15 protein-coding genes are annotated in these 16,311 nt (G+C 61.0%); 10 read left to right on the forward strand and 5 right to left on the reverse strand.

From position 1 onward, the window contains the following. Nucleotides 1-94: 94 nt before the first annotated feature. On the reverse strand, nucleotides 95-502 hold the full coding sequence (locus tag BFP92_RS20485; RefSeq protein WP_017135369.1) for an RNA-binding S4 domain-containing protein: 408 nt from the start codon (nucleotides 500-502) through the stop codon (nucleotides 95-97). A 115-nt stretch (nucleotides 503-617) separates the two neighbouring features. On the opposite strand from BFP92_RS20485, the gene BFP92_RS20490 reads away from it, so the two are divergent. Genes BFP92_RS20490 through rimK form a run of 3 tightly spaced genes read left to right on the forward strand, consistent with a single transcriptional unit; the run spans nucleotide 618 to nucleotide 2,795 of the window. Continuing rightward, nucleotides 618-1,397, forward strand: a complete 780-nt coding sequence (locus tag BFP92_RS20490) for a S6 modification regulatory phosphodiesterase RimA (RefSeq protein WP_065930844.1) — start codon at nucleotides 618-620, stop codon at nucleotides 1,395-1,397. A gap of 31 nt (nucleotides 1,398-1,428) precedes the next feature. Then, complete coding sequence (locus BFP92_RS20495; protein ID WP_169986753.1) at nucleotides 1,429-1,893, forward strand: retropepsin-like aspartic endopeptidase RimB; 465 nt, start codon at nucleotides 1,429-1,431, stop codon at nucleotides 1,891-1,893. Then, entirely contained in the window at nucleotides 1,890-2,795 is a 906-nt protein-coding gene (gene rimK / locus BFP92_RS20500; RefSeq protein ID WP_003171022.1) for a 30S ribosomal protein S6--L-glutamate ligase, read from the forward strand. Before BFP92_RS20495 ends, rimK begins: the two co-directional genes overlap by 4 nt. Nucleotides 2,796-2,872: 77 nt before the next feature. Here the strand turns inward: rimK and BFP92_RS20505 are convergent, their stop codons facing one another. Both BFP92_RS20505 and ompR read right to left on the reverse strand, forming a co-directional pair. Then, nucleotides 2,873-4,186 (reverse strand): ATP-binding protein, encoded by a 1,314-nt coding sequence (locus BFP92_RS20505; RefSeq protein WP_056858189.1) that lies wholly within the window; start codon nucleotides 4,184-4,186, stop codon nucleotides 2,873-2,875. 117 nt (nucleotides 4,187-4,303) lie between these two features. Beyond that, nucleotides 4,304-5,044: an osmolarity response regulator transcription factor OmpR gene (gene ompR / locus BFP92_RS20510; protein ID WP_017135366.1), complete on the reverse strand. Its 741-nt coding sequence runs from the start codon at nucleotides 5,042-5,044 to the stop codon at nucleotides 4,304-4,306. A 356-nt stretch (nucleotides 5,045-5,400) separates the two neighbouring features. On the opposite strand from ompR, the gene BFP92_RS20515 reads away from it, so the two are divergent. The 7 genes from BFP92_RS20515 to tauD all read left to right on the forward strand — a co-directional run bounded on the left by BFP92_RS20515 (nucleotide 5,401) and on the right by tauD (nucleotide 13,549). Further along, nucleotides 5,401-7,728 (forward strand): Tex family protein, encoded by a 2,328-nt coding sequence (locus BFP92_RS20515; protein WP_065930845.1) that lies wholly within the window; start codon nucleotides 5,401-5,403, stop codon nucleotides 7,726-7,728. Continuing rightward, a complete protein-coding gene (locus tag BFP92_RS20520; RefSeq protein WP_017135364.1) occupies nucleotides 7,728-8,111 on the forward strand; it encodes a PaaI family thioesterase in 384 nt (127 codons plus the stop codon). Before BFP92_RS20515 ends, BFP92_RS20520 begins: the two co-directional genes overlap by 1 nt. A gap of 214 nt (nucleotides 8,112-8,325) precedes the next feature. Continuing rightward, on the forward strand, nucleotides 8,326-9,909 hold the full coding sequence (gshA, locus tag BFP92_RS20525) for a glutamate--cysteine ligase (protein WP_065930846.1): 1,584 nt from the start codon (nucleotides 8,326-8,328) through the stop codon (nucleotides 9,907-9,909). 183 nt (nucleotides 9,910-10,092) lie between these two features. Then, nucleotides 10,093-11,070: a taurine ABC transporter substrate-binding protein gene (gene tauA, locus BFP92_RS20530; RefSeq protein WP_065930847.1), complete on the forward strand. Its 978-nt coding sequence runs from the start codon at nucleotides 10,093-10,095 to the stop codon at nucleotides 11,068-11,070. Between the two features lie 18 nt (nucleotides 11,071-11,088). Beyond that, a complete protein-coding gene (gene tauB, locus BFP92_RS20535; protein ID WP_056858185.1) occupies nucleotides 11,089-11,868 on the forward strand; it encodes a taurine ABC transporter ATP-binding subunit in 780 nt (259 codons plus the stop codon). Then, the gene (gene tauC / locus BFP92_RS20540; protein ID WP_056858184.1) at nucleotides 11,865-12,701 is read left to right on the forward strand and encodes a taurine ABC transporter permease TauC; all 837 of its coding nucleotides are present in this window, start codon (nucleotides 11,865-11,867) and stop codon (nucleotides 12,699-12,701) included. Before tauB ends, tauC begins: the two co-directional genes overlap by 4 nt. 11 nt (nucleotides 12,702-12,712) lie before the next feature. Continuing rightward, nucleotides 12,713-13,549, forward strand: coding sequence for a taurine dioxygenase (gene tauD, locus BFP92_RS20545; protein ID WP_065930848.1), 837 nt, complete (start codon nucleotides 12,713-12,715; stop codon nucleotides 13,547-13,549). 203 nt (nucleotides 13,550-13,752) lie between these two features. On the opposite strand, the gene mgrA is transcribed toward tauD, so the two are convergent. After that, complete coding sequence (gene mgrA, locus BFP92_RS20550) at nucleotides 13,753-14,790, reverse strand: L-glyceraldehyde 3-phosphate reductase (RefSeq protein ID WP_065930849.1); 1,038 nt, start codon at nucleotides 14,788-14,790, stop codon at nucleotides 13,753-13,755. A 108-nt stretch (nucleotides 14,791-14,898) separates the two neighbouring features. After that, nucleotides 14,899-16,227 carry an OprD family outer membrane porin gene (locus BFP92_RS20555; protein WP_083221766.1) on the reverse strand — a complete coding sequence of 443 codons (1,329 nt, stop codon included), beginning with the start codon at nucleotides 16,225-16,227 and terminating at the stop codon, nucleotides 14,899-14,901. Between the last annotated feature and the right edge of the window lie 84 nt (nucleotides 16,228-16,311).

Genomic DNA, 16,311 nt, shown 5'->3' on the forward strand with positions numbered 1-16,311 from the left:
TAGGTCAGTTAATGAATTCGTCAGCTGACACTCCGCTTTCGCGAGCAAGCCCGCTCCCACATTTTGATCTTCTTTTGAGCAAAGATTTTCATCATTAATCATCATTGCCACTGCCGCGAAACTTGAACAAATCGCGACGCTGCTTCTTGCTCGGCTTGCCATCGGTGGTCATGCCGGTTGCGCCGGCCTTACGCATAGCCGCAGCGTTTTCGCGCTTGGCGATGCTGGCTTCGGTCTCGGCATACAACGCCTGCGCCTCAGGCGCGCCACGACGCACGACAGACAGCGCCTGCACCACCACAGTCTTTTCGTCAAACCCGGTGCGAATCTGCAACTCGTCTCCGACGCGCGGTTCCTTGCCCGGCTTGCAGCGCTCGCCGCGATGGTGCACCTTGCCGCTCTCGATGGCCGCCTTGGCCAGGGCACGGGTTTTGTAAAAACGCGCGGCCCACAGCCACTTGTCCAAACGGACCTTTTCTTCCTCTTCCTGCTTTTGAGCCACTTGAATTCCTCGCTCTGAAAAATGTCGCAACTTTACCGTTGAACCTCTTCAACGCATAAATCCCAAGCCTCACCTAAGATACGCCAGACACCCCCTGTTTTCGCGAGGATACGCTGTGACCGACTTTCCCACCTCACTCACCTCGCCCAATCAGCGTTGCGTAGGTTGCCAGCAAAGCGAAGCCTTGGGTTTCGATTTTTCCTTCGCCTACCAGCCTATCGTAGACCTTCGCGACCGGTCGATTTTTGCCCACGAAGCATTGGTGCGCGGCACTCACGGTGAAGGGGCGTTGTCGGTGCTGGAGCAGGTCAACGACAGCAACCGTTATCGCTTTGACCAACGCTGCCGTACTCAGGCGATTGCGGGGGCCGCCGCCTTGGGAATGCAAAGCTATCTTTCGATCAACTTCATGCCCAATGCGGTGTACCGGCCGGAGTTGTGCATTCGCAGCACGCTGGAGGCGGCCCGCGCGCATAATTTCCCGCTGGATCGGTTGATTTTCGAAACGCTGGAAAACGAGCATGTAGATAACTATCGCCATTTGACCAATATTCTGCGTGAATACCGCGAATTCGGCTTCAAGACCGCCATCGACGACTTCGGTGCCGGCTATTCGGGGCTGAACCTGCTGGCCGATTTCCAACCCGACTTGATCAAACTCGACATGGCGCTGATTCGCGATGTCGACCAGGATCGTGTCCGGCAGGTAATTGTCCAGGGGATTGTCACAATCTGTGAGCAGTTGGGGATTACTGTCATTGCTGAAGGTATCGAAAGTGCCGGCGAGCGTGACTTCCTGTCCAACTGCGGAATATTTCTGATGCAGGGCTACTGGTTCGCCAAGCCTGCGTTTAAAGCCTTGGCCGAGGTTTCACCCCAGGCCTGGGCGAACTGACCGGTTACCCATATTGAAGACATTTGACCATTTGACCGTTGTGGGTCTGCGCGAGTGGGTGGCCCTTCCCGACCTGGGAGTGGCCGGCCTGCGCGCGAAGATCGACACCGGTGCCAGCACCTCGAGCCTGCACGCCACCGATATCGAGCCCTTTGAGCGCGACGGTGAGAAGTGGGTGCGCTTTACCGCGCACCTGGGCAGCGTGGTGCAACTGCGTCATCGTCGCTGCGAAGCGCCGCTGGTGACGATGAAAACCATCAAGAGCTCCAACGGCCATGCGCAGGTGCGGTATGTAATCAGCACCACCCTGGCACTGGGTGACCGAGTATGGCGGGTGGAATTCACCCTGGCCTGCCGCAAGGCCATGCGTTACCGCCTGTTGCTGGGTTCCAAGGCGCTGATTGACGGCCAGTTGGTGGTCAACCCCGGCGTCAAGTACGTTCAAGACAAGCCGGTGTTCCCGGTCTCTACTATTTCTGCCCCAGGTGCTGCATGAAGATTGCTGTGCTGTCGCGAAACCCGCGTCTGTATTCCACCCGCCGCCTGGTCGAGGCCGGCACTGAACGTGGCCATGAAATGGTGGTGATCGACACGTTGCGTGCCTATATGAACATTGCCAGCCACAAGCCGCAGATCCACTACCGAGGCAAGCCGCTGGAAGGCTTTGACGCGGTGATCCCGCGGATCGGTGCTTCGGTGACGTTCTACGGCTGCGCGGTGTTGCGCCAGTTTGAAATGATGGGCGTGTTCCCGCTCAACGAATCGGTGGCCATTGCCCGCTCGCGGGACAAGCTGCGCTCCCTGCAACTGCTGTCACGCCGGGGAATCGGCCTGCCGGTGACCGGCTTTGCCCACTCCCCCGATGACATCCCCGACCTGATCGAGATGGTCAACGGTGCGCCGCTGGTGATCAAGGTACTCGAAGGCACCCAAGGTATCGGCGTGGTGCTGTGTGAGACGGCAACTGCCGCCGAGTCGGTGATCGAGGCGTTCATGGGCCTCAAGCAGAACATCATGGTGCAGGAATACATCAAGGAAGCCGGCGGTGCGGATATCCGCTGCTTCGTGGTTGGCGACAAGGTGATTGCCGCCATGAAACGCCAGGCCAAGCCAGGGGAGTTCCGCTCCAACCTGCACCGTGGCGGCAGTGCCAGCCTGATCAAGATCACCCCGGAAGAACGCATGACTGCACTGCGGGCCGCCAAAGTGATGGGCCTGGCAGTGGCGGGCGTGGATATCCTGCGCTCCAACCATGGCCCGCTGGTGATGGAGGTGAATTCATCACCGGGGCTTGAAGGGATCGAGACCACCACCGGCAAGGATGTGGCGGGGATCATCATTCAGCATCTGGAGAAGAATGGTGGGCCGAATATGACCCGGACCAAGGGCAAGGGTTGATACAACCCGGCCTTCCACCACCGAAAAAACCTGTGGGAGCTGGCTTGCCAGCTCCCACCTTTGAACTATGTCGGTTGTTAGACGGCGTCTCTAGGCAACATCAAGCCCAGCGGCAAGCGCACCCGCGCTTCCAGGCCGCCCTCTTCGCGGTTACGCAACTCAACATTGCCGCCATGCATCGAAGCAATTCGCCGCACAATCGCCAGGCCCAGCCCCGTACCTTTGCCGCCCCGCGCACGGTCACCACGGGTGAACGGGTTGAAAATGCCTTCCAGCTCCGCCGGGTCGATGCCCGTGCCACGGTCCATCACACTCAACACCACATAGGGCGCAGTGCTGTCGCCGGACACATAGGCGGCCACTTCCACATCTGAACCGGCGTGATGCAGGGCGTTGCCGATCAGGTTGTTCAACAGGCGCTTCATCGACACCCGACGCAATGCAAACGGCTGGATCGGCTCCAGGCGCATACGCACCTGTTCACCATTCTGGTTGTAGGGCGCCACCACCTCACGCACCAGGTCCGTGAGATCGACCTCTTCCACCACCTCATCACGGCCGTCGCGGATAAACGCCAGGAACTGGTCGAGAATCGCGTCCATGTCCTCGATGTCGCGCACCATGTCGTCAGTCAGGTCGTTATGGTTGCCCATCAACTCCAGAGACAGCCGCAAACGCGTCAGCGGCGTGCGCAAGTCATGGGATACGCCCGCCAGCATCAGCTCGCGTTCGCGCCCGGCCTGTTCGACATCCTCCGCCATCTGGTTGAAGGCACCGTACACCTCGGTCATCTCACTGGGCGTATCGCTGATCGGCAGGCGCACGCTGCGCCCCTGCCCCAGTTGGCGCGCGGCAAATACCAGGCGTTTAAGCGGCTGGTTAAGCTGACGCACGAAAATCCACGCGGACGCCGTCGAAAGCAAGCCGATGGCCAGGAACCAACCCAGCACGTTCCAGATCTTCTGCCCCCGCAACGGGTGCGGGTATAACGGCACTTTCAGCCAATCCTGCCCCAGGCTCGGCGCACGCACCCACAAGGCGGGCGACACGTGCATACGCAGCCGCACTTCGGTGTCTTCACCCAGCTCAGCCTGCATCTGCCGTTGGTAGATCTCGCTGTAGGGCCAATGCTGCTCGCCCTCCGGCACGCCCGCGCCCGCCACACGAACCAGGGTGGCGGCCTTGGCGATTTTCTCGCGGTTCTCGGGGTCGGCCGCCCAATAGGCACGCAACGTCAACGCCACGCCGTGGCTGTACTGCCGGTCTACCAGCACGTCTTCGTTCATCAACAGGTAAACCAGCGTCAGTGCCTTGGAAAACAGCACGACGATCAGCACCAGCCAAAGGGTGCGAGAGAAGAAACTTTGCGGGAACCACAACGGGGTTTTCATAGGAGACAGCTAAACACCTTGCAGGAACGAGCGGCGCTCGCAGAATTGCAGACGCCGGGCATCCCGTCGACCCTCATGGAGTCAAACGCCGGGATGCCCGCGCCTGCAAGTCATCGGTCACTTGGTAGCAGTGCCATCCGGCACAAACACATAACCCACGCCCCACACCGTCTGGATGTACCGCGGCTTGGCCGGGTCCGGCTCGATCATCCGGCGCAACCGGGAGATCTGCACGTCGATGGAGCGCTCCAGGGCGTCCCATTCGCGGCCACGGGCCAGGTTCATCAGCTTGTCGCGGGTCAGCGGCTGGCGAGCGTTCATCACCAATGCCTTGAGCACGGCGAACTCGCCGGTGGTCAGCATGTGCACTTCTTCGCCACGCTTAAGCTCGCGTGTCGCCAGTGACAGCTCGTATTCACCAAAGGTGACGCTCTCGTCTTCGCTGCCTGGTGCGCCCGGTACCGGCGGTGCCTGGCGACGCAATACGGCTTTGACCCGGGCCATCAACTCGTCAGGGTTGAACGGCTTGGCCAGGTAGTCATCAGCGCCCAGTTCCAGGCCCTTGATGCGGCTCAGCTCATCGCCCTTGGCGGTCAGCATGATGATGGGGATCTGGTTGTTCGCACCGCGCAAGCGTTTGCAGGCGGTAAGGCCGTCTTCGCCGGGCAACATCAGGTCGAGTACGACCAGGTTGAACACTTCACGCCCCAACAGGCGGTCCATCTGCTCGGTGTTCGGCACCGCGCGGGCACGGTAGCCCTTGGAGTTGAAAAAACGTTCCAGCAGGCTGCTCAGCCCCGGATCGTCGTCAACGATGAGAATTTTTTCGCCTTCAGCAGTTTGTGCAGTGCTGCTCATTAGATGCTCCTCTTATCTCGGCGCGCATTATGGCGTAGCTGCCGTTATACGCACCGTGTGCATTGTTAGCAGATTTTTCCTCCACCGCCAGCGAACCCGCGTCCTACACCACCGGCGCAGTACCCCTCAAGGGCAGAACGCTGGTTATAATGCGGCGCCTTCATGCAGGGCACTGTCAGACTTTACTGTTTGCAGCCTCAGCCGTTTTTTCAGCGCTGGGCAGCAATTTCCCGATTTCGAGGGTCAACAGGCAGCCTTTTGACCCAGGCAGCGGCGCCGCTGGCGCCGCTCAACCAGCCTCGCAACGCCTTGTTTTCCGGGCCTGCGAGCTGCTTTCAAGAATTTCAGGTGGTTTTATGGACAGCATCAACAGCCGCATTGCCGAGGAACTCGGTGTACGCCCACAACAGGTCGAAGCGGCCGTCGCGCTATTGGATGAAGGCTCCACGGTGCCTTTCATCGCCCGTTACCGTAAAGAAGTGACCGGCAGCCTCGACGACACCCAACTGCGTCACCTGGAAGAGCGCCTGCGCTACCTGCGAGAACTCGACGAACGGCGCATCAGCATCCTCGCCAGCATTGAGGAACAGGGCAAGTTGACCACGCAGCTGGAACGCGACATCAAGCTCGCCGACACCAAGACCCGCCTCGAAGACCTTTACCTGCCCTACAAACAGAAGCGCCGCACCAAGGGCCAGATCGCTCTGGAAGCCGGTTTGGGCGAGTTGGCCGATGGCCTGTTCAACGACCCGTCGCTGACCCCGGAAACCGAAGCCGCACGCTTTATCGATGCCGAAAAAGGCGTCGCCGACGTCAAGGCCGCCCTCGAAGGTGCCAAGTACATCCTCATGGAGCGTTTCGCCGAAAACGCCGGCCTGCTGGAAAAACTGCGCACCTACCTCAAGCAGGAAGCCATTCTCAGCGCTCGCGTTATCGCCGGCAAAGAGGAAGAAGGCGCCAAGTTTCGCGATTATTTCGAACACGACGAACCGCTCAAGAGCATGCCGTCGCACCGCGCACTCGCAATTTTCCGGGGTCGCAACGAAGGCATTCTCAGCTCCGCACTCAAAGTCGGCGACGAGTTGCCGGGCACCATGCACCCGTGCGAAGGCATGATCGGTCAACAATTCGGTATCCAGAATCAGAACCGTCCTGCGGACAAGTGGCTCGGTGAAGTCGTGCGCTGGACCTGGAAGGTCAAGCTTTACACGCACCTGGAAACCGACCTGCTCGGCGAGCTGCGCGACGGCGCTGAAACCGAGGCGATCAACGTGTTCGCCCACAACCTGCACGACCTGCTGCTGGCCGCACCGGCCGGCCCGCGCGCCACCCTGGGCCTCGACCCGGGCTTGCGCACCGGCTGCAAGGTGGCGGTGGTCGACTCCACCGGCAAGCTGCTGGACCACGCCACCGTGTACCCGCACGTGCCGCACAACAAGTGGGACCAGACCCTCGCCATCCTGGCCGCGCTGTGCGCCAAGCACGCCGTGGACCTGATCGCCATCGGCAACGGCACCGCCAGCCGCGAAACCGACAAGCTGGCCGCCGAGCTGATCAAAAAGTACCCCGCCATGAAGATGACCAAGGTCATGGTCTCCGAGGCCGGCGCGTCGGTGTATTCGGCGTCGGAACTGGCTTCCAAGGAATTCCCGGACCTCGACGTGTCGATCCGTGGCGCCGTCTCCATTGCTCGCCGCCTGCAAGACCCGCTGGCAGAGCTGGTGAAGATCGACCCTAAATCCATCGGTGTCGGCCAGTACCAGCACGACGTCTCGCAGCTGAAACTGGCGCGCGGCCTGGATGCAGTAGTGGAAGACTGCGTGAACAAGGTGGGCGTGGATGTAAACACCGCCTCGGTCGCGCTGCTGGCGCGTATCTCCGGCCTGAACACCACCCTGGCGCAGAACATCGTTACTCACCGTGACGAGAACGGTGCGTTCAAAACCCGTGCCGCGCTGAAAAAAGTGGCACGCCTGGGCGAAAAAACCTTTGAACAGGCCGCCGGCTTCCTGCGCGTCATGAACGGCGATAACCCGCTGGATTCGTCTGCGGTCCACCCGGAAGCCTACCCGCTGGTACAGCGCATTGCCGCCGAGACCGACCGTGATATCCGTTCGCTGATCGGTGACGCCGCGTTCCTCAAGCGCCTGGACCCGAAAAAGTACACCGACGAAACCTTCGGCGTGCCGACCATCACCGACATCCTGCAAGAGCTGGAAAAACCTGGCCGCGACCCGCGTCCCGAGTTCAAGACCGCGGAGTTCCAGGACGGCGTTGAAGACCTCAAGGACCTGCAGCCCGGCATGATCCTCGAAGGCGTGGTCACCAACGTGACCAACTTCGGCGCCTTTGTGGATATCGGCGTGCATCAGGACGGTTTGGTGCACATCTCTGCGCTTTCGGAGAAGTTCATCAAGGACCCGCGCGAAGCGGTCAAAGCCGGTGACGTGGTCAAGGTCAAGGTCATGGAAGTCGATATCCCGCGTAAACGCGTGGGCCTGTCGATGCGCATGAGCGACACCCCCGGCGAGAAAATCGACGGCGCCCGTGGTGCGCGCCCAGGCTCGGCACCGCGCCAGTCCCAGGGCAGTGCGCCGCGTAAAGAACCCACCGCGACGGCCGCGCCGAGCAACAACGCCATGGCGTCGCTGTTCGCCAACGCCAAGCAGTTGAAGAAACGCTGATGGAGATCCCGGCCGGTTTAACCCAGAGCGCCTTCAGCGAGCTGATCGGTTGCCGCCTGCAACGCCTGGACGAGGGCGTTGCCGAGGTGGCCCTGACCCTGGAACCGCAACTGCGCAACCGCGCGGGCAAGCTCCATGGCGGGGCGATTTTCAGCCTGGTCGATATCACCATGGGGCTGGCCTGTTCCAGCGCCCATGGTTTTGACCAGCAGAGCGCGACCATCGAGTGCAAGATCAACTATATCCGCGCCGTTGAAGACGGGGATGTGCTGTGCACCAGCCGGGTGATTCACGCCGGCAGACGCACATTGGTGGTGGAAGCCGATGTGTATCAAGGCGAAAGACTTGTCGCAAAAGCACAAGGCACCTTCGCTGTCCTCTAGCTCCCCGCCCTCGATTTGAGTTAATTTCGGCGCTGCGACAACAGCGTCGGAATTTTCTTGCTGCGCTATAGCCCAATTCATGGAGTGAAGTAGGCTTTTTCAATGTGAGCCAAATCGACTCTAAACCAGGCGATAACGCCAGTTTCAACTTCACCCTTGTAGACCGTCCTGCCCACCCCCATATTGGGGCGACTGACGCGTGAAGGAATCCAACTTGAGCGAACTTCTCAACCGCCGCCTGGCCCTGCTCGGCAAGCGCGAACACCTCTCCCTGCTAGAGCAATGCTTGCACGGCATCGAGCGTGAATGCCTACGCGTCACCGGTGAGGGTCGCCTGGCACAAACGCCGCACCCCGAAGCCCTGGGCGCCGCGCTGACCAACGAATTGATCACCACCGACTACTCGGAATCGCTGCTGGAGTTCATCACTCCCGCCCTGCCCAACCCGGCCGATACCCTGAGCAGCCTGGACAAGATCCACCGATTTGCCTACAGCAAGCTCGGCAGCGAGTACCTGTGGAGCCCTTCGATGCCGTGCCCGTTGCCGGCCGAGGAAGATATTCCGATCGCCTACTACGGCACCTCCAATATCGGCCAACTCAAGTACGTGTACCGCAAGGGCCTGGCCCTGCGTTACGGCAAGACCATGCAGTGCATCGCCGGCATCCACTACAACTTTTCCCTGCCGGAACAGCTGTGGCCGTTGCTCAAGGAGACTGAAGGCTTCGTCGGCACCGACCGCGACTATCAGTCCACGGCCTACATCGCGCTGATCCGTAACTTCCGCCGCTACAGCTGGCTGCTGATGTACCTGTTCGGTGCCTCACCGGCGCTGGACGCGGGTTTCCTGCGCGGTCGGTCGCACCAGTTGGACGTATTGGACGCCGACACGCTGTACCTGCCGTACGCCACCAGCCTGCGCATGAGCGACCTGGGTTACCAGAGCAACGCCCAAGCCGGCCTGACGCCGTGCTACAACGATTTGAGCAGCTACACCGACAGCCTGCGTGAAGCGGTGGCAACGCCCTACGCACCTTACGTCGAAGTCGGCACCCATAAGGATGGTGAGTGGGTACAGCTCAACACCAACATCCTGCAGATCGAAAACGAGTACTACTCCAATATCCGCCCCAAGCGCGTGACCTACACCGGCGAACGGCCGATCCAGGCGCTGATGGCCCGTGGCATCCAGTACATCGAAGTGCGCTGCCTGGACATCAACCCGTTCCTGCCGATGGGCATCGACCTGCCGGAATCACGCTTCCTCGATGCGTTCCTGCTGTACTGCGCGTTGAACGACAGCCCGCTGTTCGCCAACAACGAGTGCGGCAATGCCACCTCCAACTTCCTCAGTGTGGTCAAGGAGGGCCGTCGCCCAGGCCTGCAATTGCAGCGTGACGGCCAGGCGGTGGACATGAAGGAATGGGCCACCGAGCTGCTGGAGAAGATTGCCCCGCTCGCGGCCTTGCTGGATGAGAGCCATGGCATCACCGAGCACAGCCAGGCGCTGGACGCTCAGTTGGCGAAGGTCAAGGACTCGTCCCTGACGCCGTCGGCCCAGGTACTGGCAACGATGGCCGAGCGCAAAGAGAGTTTTGCGCAGTTCTCCCTGCACCAGAGCGAGGTGCACGCCGCGCACTTCCGTCAGGAGCCGTTACCGGCCGATGAGCAGGCACGCTTTGAAGAGCTGGCGCGTAAGTCGCTGGCTCAGCAGGTGGAGCTTGAGCAGAACGAAGTGGGCGACTTTGACGTGTTTGTCGGCTCGTACCAGGCAAGCATTCTGGCGATCAGTAACTAAAGCCTTGCTCGGTCCCCTGTGGGAGCTGGCTTGCCAGCTCCCACATTTGTCTTCATTGGGTTGAAGATTGCGCTCACTCTTCTACTCATAAGCTAATTCGAAAATGTTATTTATTTTCGAGTTCTTAGATCATTTAGTCTCCTCACACGCCGACCCTCGGCCGCCTGATTGAGGAGCTTCCCCTTGAAACTGCTTACCCCATTGCGCCTCTTGGCCGCATTGTCCCTGGCCGGTGCCAGCCTGTTTGCCCAGGCGGCAGATGTGACCATCGCCTACCAGACCACCGTGGACCCGGCGAAAGTCGCCCAGGCCGACGGCGCGTATGAAAAAGCTACCAATGCCAAGATCGACTGGCGCAAATTCGACAATGGCGCCGACATCATTGCCGCCATTGCCTCCGGCGACGTGCAGATCGGCTACCTCGGTTCCAGCCCACTGACCGCTGCGGTAACGCGCAAAGTGCCGGTGGAAACCTTCCTGGTCGCCACCCAGATCGGCGGCGCCGAAGCGCTGGTGGCGCGTAATGGTTCGGGGATCAACAGCCCACAGGACCTGATCGGCAAAAAGATTGCCGTGCCCTTCGTTTCCACCGGCCACTACAGCCTGTTGGCCGCGCTGAAGCACTGGAACATCGACCCGTCCAAAGTGACCATTCTCAACCTCGCACCGCCGGCAATCATCGCGGCGTGGAAGCGCGGTGATATCGACGCGACTTACGTGTGGGACCCGGCCCTGGGCGTCGCCAAGGAAAACGGCAAAGTGCTGATCACCTCCGGCGAACTGGCCAAGTTCGGCGCGCCCACCTTCGATGCCTGGATCGTGCGCAAAGACTTCGCCGAAAAACACCCGGAAATCGTCACCGCCTTCGCCAAAGTCACCTTGGACGCCTACGCCGCCTACCGCAAAGACCCACAAGCCTGGCTGGCCGACAAAGGCAACGTCGACAAGCTGGTGAAGCTCTCCGGCGCCAAGGCCAGTGACATCCCACTGCTGCTGCAAGGCAACGTCTACCCACTGGTGGCTGACCAAGTGACCCTGCTGGGCGCACCGACTACCAAGGCTGTGACCGACACCGCCGCGTTCCTCAAGGAACAAGGCAAAGTCGAGGCCGTGCTGCCGGACTACGCCCCTTACGTCAGCGCCAAGTTCATCACTAACTGACTCAAGGAGTTCCTCGCGATGGCCTTGCTACAACTGGAGCGCATCAGCGCACAGTACCCAGGCGCCACAGAACCGGTACTGTCCGATATTTCACTCGACCTTGGGCCTCAGCAATTGCTGGTAGCCCTCGGCCCGTCCGGCAGTGGCAAGACTTCGCTGTTGAACCTGATTGCCGGTTTCGTCGAACCCTCTGCCGGGCGCATCACCCTCGATGGCGTGCCGGTCAAAGGCCCGAGCGCCGAACGCGGCGTGGTGTTCCAGGACGATGCTCTGCTGCCCTGGCAGGACGTGCTGGCCAACGTCGGCTTCGGCCTGGAGCTGGCCGGTGTGCCCAAGGCGCAACGTGAAGTGCGCGCCCGGGAAATGCTCGCACTGGTCGACCTCGCCGGTTTCGACAGCCGCCGTGTCTGGCAGCTTTCCGGTGGCCAGAAACAGCGTGTGGGCCTGGCTCGCGCGTTGGCGGCTGACCCTCGCGTATTGCTGATGGACGAGCCTTTCGGCGCCCTTGATGCCTTCACCCGCGAACAGATGCAGGAATTGCTCCTGCAAGTCTGGCGGCGCACGGCCAAGCCGGTGTTCCTGATTACCCATGACATTGAAGAGGCGGTATTTCTCGCCACCGACCTGATCCTGTTGGCGCCCAACCCAGGCCAGATTGTCGAGCGCCTGCACCTGGACTTCGGTCAACGCTACGCCGCCGGTGAATCGGCGCGGGCGATCAAGTCCGACCCGCGCTTTATCGAAACCCGTGAACACGTGCTGGGCAAAGTGTTCTCGCAACGGCAGGTGTCCGCATGAGCAGCTACGAACTTCCCGCCACGGCTGCCAAGCCGGTAACGCACAAGGTCATTGCGGTACGTCGTAGCCTGAGCACGCGCTGGATCAGCGTACTCACCCTGGTCGCCTTGCTGGCGCTCTGGTGGGCGGTCACCGCCACTGGCGTGATCGAACCACTGTTCCTGCCGCCGCCGTCCGCCGTGCTGCAAAAAGGCTGGCTGCTGGCGACCACCGGCTATATGGATTCCACCTTGTGGCAGCACCTGGGCGCGAGCCTCACGCGCATCGGCCTGGGCCTGGGTTTTGCGGTGCTGACCGCCGTGCCGGTGGGGATTGCCATCGGTTCCAACCGCATTGCCCGTGGCATCCTCGACCCGCTGATCGAGTTCTACCGGCCGATTCCGCCCCTGGCTTATCTGCCGCTGATCGTGATCTGGTGCGGCATCGGTGAGCTGTCCAAGGTGTTGCTGATTTACCTGGCGATCTTTGCGCCTATCGCCATCGCCACCGCGACCGGCGTGCGCACGGTCGACCCGGCCAAGCTGCGTGCCGCGCAGTCGTTGGGCGCCACCCGCGCCCAGTTGATTCGCCATGTGATCCTGCCGAGCGCCCTGCCCGATATCCTAACCGGCGTGCGCATCGGCTTGGGAGTGGGTTGGTCGACGCTGGTTGCCGCCGAACTGATCGCCGCCACCAGCGGCCTGGGCTTTATGGTGCAGTCGGCGGCGCAGTTCCTGGTCACCGACGTGGTGGTGCTGGGGATTCTGGTGATCGCCCTGATCGCCTTCGCCATGGAGATGGGCCTGCGTGCCCTGCAGCGCAAATTGGTGCCCTGGCATGGCCAGGCACATTGAGTGAGAACCGCATGAGCAGCCTGACCGTTACGCCAATAAGCACCGCCCTGGGCGCCCTGATCAGTGGCGTCGATATCACCCAACCGTTGAGCCTCCAAGAACGTGACGCCATTGAGCAGGCGCTGCTCAGCCACTCGGTGCTGTTCTTCCGTGGCCAGGCCGTCACCCCGCAGCAACAGGCGCGGTTTGCAGCAAATTTTGGCGACCTGCATATTCACCCGATCTACCCCAACGTGCCGGAACAGCCCGAAGTGCTGATCCTCGACACCGCCGTGACCGACGTACGCGATAACGCCGTATGGCACACCGACGTGACCTTCCTGCCGACGCCTGCGCTCGGTGCGGTGCTCAGCGCCAAGCTGCTGCCGGCCTTTGGTGGCGACACGTTGTGGGCCAGTGGCATCGCGGCGTATGAAGCCTTGTCGGAGCCGCTTAAACGCCTGCTCGATGGCCTGACGGCAACGCACGACTTCACCAAATCCTTCCCGCTGGAGCGCTTTGGCAACACCGCCGAAGACCTGGCGCGTTGGGAGGAGACCCGCAAGAAGAATCCACCGCTGTCACACCCAGTGGTGCGCACGCATCCGGTAAGCGGGCGAAAGTCGCTGTTTGTAAGTGACGGGTTCACCACCAAAATCAATGAGCTGGAGCCGGCGGAAAGCGAGGCCATACTGAAGCTGCTGTTTGCCCACGCAACGCGGCCGGAATTCACCATACGCTGGCGCTGGCAGGAGAACGACGTGGCATTCTGGGACAACCGCGTGACCCAGCACTACGCCGTGGATGACTACCGACCGCAGCGACGCGTGATGCATCGCGCCACGATCCTGGGTGACGTCCCGTTCTAGCGCCTGGCGATGATCAAAAGTGAGAGCTGGCTTGCCTGCGATAGCGGCGTACCAGCCCATACATTCATCGACTGACACACCGCCATCGCGGGCAAGCCCGGCTCCCACATTGACCGAGTACAACTGAGTGAATTTGCCACACTGAAGATCAAATGTGGGAGCGGGCTTGCTCGCTCCCACATTTTTGACCGGGTTGTGCCGGTTTATTCAGCAGTGGACGGTTTTTCCCACAGGTTAATCCCGCCTTCCTGCGCAAACCGGTCGATCTCCGCCAGTTCTTCCGCGCTGAAGTTCAGGTTCTTCAACGCGCCGACGTTTTCAATGATCTGCTCCGGCCGGCTCGCACCAATCAAGGCACTGGTCACCCTTGGGTCACGCAGGGTCCAGGCCAGGGCCAGTTGCGCGAGGCTCTGGCCGCGGCGCTTGGCAATTTCGTTCAATCCACGCACATGGGCAATGTTGGCTTCGGACAAGTGCTTGGCCTGCAGCGAGCCGCCACCCGGGCGGTTGACCCGCGCATCGGCCGGCACGCCGTTGAGGTACTTGTCAGTGAGCAACCCCTGGGCCAGCGGCGTGAAGGCAATCACACCGGCACCCAGTTCATCGGTGGTGTCCAGCAGGTCTTTTTCAATCCAGCGGTTGAGCAGGTTGTAGGCCGGCTGGTGAATCAACAGCGGCACTTTCCACTCTTGCAGCAGAGCGGCCATTTCGCGGGTTTTCACCCCCGAATAAGACGAGATACCGATGTACAACGCCTTGCCCTGTTGCACGGCAGTGGCGAGTGCGCTGGCGGTTTCTTCCAGCGGGGTGTCGGCGTCAAAACGGTGGGAGTAGAAAATATCCACGTAGTCGACGCCCAGGCGTTGCAGGCTCTGGTCCAGGCTCGCCAGAACGTATTTGCGCGAACCGCCACCCTGGCCGTAAGGGCCGGGCCACATGTCCCAGCCGGCTTTGCTGGAGATGATCAGCTCGTCGCGGTAGTGCTTGAAGTCTTCACGCAGCAAACGGCCGAAGTTGATCTCGGCGCTGCCATACGGTGGGCCGTAGTTGTTGGCCAGGTCGAAGTGGTTGATCCCCAGGTCGAATGCGGTGCGCAGCAAGGCGCGCTGGGTGTCGATCGGGGTGCTGTCGCCAAAGTTGTGCCACAGCCCCAGGGACAGTGCCGGCAGCACCAACCCACTGCGGCCTACGCGGCGGTACGGGATAGATTCATAGCGGTTTTCGGCAGCAATGTAAGTCATCGAATCCTCTCTTGGACGTAGGCAAATAAGGCCTGGAAATAAGGTTATTCCCAGGCCTTTTAACCAGCTGAATCGCTTGAGCCTGCCGTTCCGTTCTACAGCAATTTGCTACCAGAGTGGAACGACATAGCTGACATAAAAGCGATTTTCATCTTGGACGGTGGCACCGGTAATGTCCGGGCTGGCGTGGGCATTTTTCCAGGTCACGCCCAGGCCCTTGAGGGTGCCGGTGGGTACCTGGTAAGCCACGGCAATATTGCGTTCCCACTCGCTGGTGGTGCCTTGCACGGTGCGTATGTCATCACCGTGGGCATAGGCGGCCGAGAACGTCAGGCCGGTGAGGCCCAGCTTACCGAAGTCGTACTTGTACTGCGCAAGCCAAGTGCGCTCACCGGCGTGTTGAAATTTATTCAACTGCATGTTGGTGAGCGCCGGGGTGTCGGCGCCCGAGCCAGGGCCTTGGCGGTTGTCGCCGCTGTTGAGGCCGGAATCGAGGTACGGGAAGTCGCTGTCGCCGCTGTTTTTCTGAATGCCCAGGCCGACGGTGTGGCCGTCGAGGCTGTAGCTCTCGAGCAGGCTGGCAGTGGTCTGGTTGATGCGGCCTTTGCTGGTGCCGTCGCCATACAGACCGGCGCCGGTAAAGTCTTTATCGCCGTCGGCGTTGGCGCCCACACCAAGGCTGCGGAATACGCGCACGTCGGTGTCGATGGCGCCCACGCTCAACGCGTCATGGCGCTTGGCGCCGAGGAAGAACTGCTGGTAGTAGTCCTCAAGGTTGGAATACCACAGGCTCACGGTGGTGTTCTGGATGCCGGTGTAATCCGCCCCGCCGAACAGGAAACGATCGCTGTCTTTGGTGCCGCCGGCGGTGATCATGCCCTGGTCGCCGGTTTCGTTGCGGATCTTGGTCTTGAAGATATCGCCGCCGGTGAAGGTGAAGTCGCTGAGGTCTTTGGACACCAGTTGCACGCCGGTGTTGGTCTGCTGGTAAAGGCGGCCGTCGGTGTTGGCCAGCACCGGGTTGTTGCCGAACAAGGTGCCGAGGCGCAGCTCATCCTTGGCGAAGCGCATTTTGAACGTTGGGCTGAGCACGCCGAACTGGTCGGCGGACTTGCCGTTATCCAGCGGGAACATACTGCCGGGGTATCGGCCCTGGTGGTCTTTGTCGTTAAGATCGCCGCCGGAATCGAGCTTCAAGCCGTAAAACGCCTGCAGATCCAGGCCAAAACCTACCGGGCCTTCGGTGTAGCCGGACTTGAAGTTGAACTCGAAACCCTGGCCCCAATCCCGCACGCTGTGGGCCTTGGCGTTGCTGCCCACCACGTCACGACCCTGCTGGTTGAGATAGCGGTTGAGCAGGGTCACGTCGGCGTGGCTGTCGTCGATAAAATCGGCATGGGCGGACAGCATAAAGCTCGCCATGGCGGCACCCACCATAGGGCTTATTAACGTCTTCATTGTTACCGGTCTCCGTCACTGTTCTGAAATGAAAGCGTCAAACGCTTCACACAATTACGCAGT

The organism is Pseudomonas sp. 58 R 3 (genome assembly GCF_900006605.1).
GTDB classification, from domain to species: domain Bacteria; phylum Pseudomonadota; class Gammaproteobacteria; order Pseudomonadales; family Pseudomonadaceae; genus Aquipseudomonas; species Aquipseudomonas salomonii.

What these genes read in the sequence shown, in the direction of transcription:
- rimK (WP_003171022.1), top strand. Translation starts at nt 1,890, where the DNA reads ATGAAGATTGCTGTGCTGTCGCGAAACCCGCGTCTGTATTCCACCCGC.
- BFP92_RS20505 (WP_056858189.1), bottom strand. Translation starts at nt 4,186, where the DNA reads ATGAAAACCCCGTTGTGGTTCCCGCAAAGTTTCTTCTCTCGCACCCTT.
- ompR (WP_017135366.1), bottom strand. Translation starts at nt 5,044, where the DNA reads ATGAGCAGCACTGCACAAACTGCTGAAGGCGAAAAAATTCTCATCGTT.
- BFP92_RS20515 (WP_065930845.1), top strand. Translation starts at nt 5,401, where the DNA reads ATGGACAGCATCAACAGCCGCATTGCCGAGGAACTCGGTGTACGCCCA.
- BFP92_RS20520 (WP_017135364.1), top strand. Translation starts at nt 7,728, where the DNA reads ATGGAGATCCCGGCCGGTTTAACCCAGAGCGCCTTCAGCGAGCTGATC.
- tauB (WP_056858185.1), top strand. Translation starts at nt 11,089, where the DNA reads ATGGCCTTGCTACAACTGGAGCGCATCAGCGCACAGTACCCAGGCGCC.
- tauC (WP_056858184.1), top strand. Translation starts at nt 11,865, where the DNA reads ATGAGCAGCTACGAACTTCCCGCCACGGCTGCCAAGCCGGTAACGCAC.
- tauD (WP_065930848.1), top strand. Translation starts at nt 12,713, where the DNA reads ATGAGCAGCCTGACCGTTACGCCAATAAGCACCGCCCTGGGCGCCCTG.
- mgrA (WP_065930849.1), bottom strand. Translation starts at nt 14,790, where the DNA reads ATGACTTACATTGCTGCCGAAAACCGCTATGAATCTATCCCGTACCGC.
- BFP92_RS20555 (WP_083221766.1), bottom strand. Translation starts at nt 16,227, where the DNA reads ATGGTGGGTGCCGCCATGGCGAGCTTTATGCTGTCCGCCCATGCCGAT.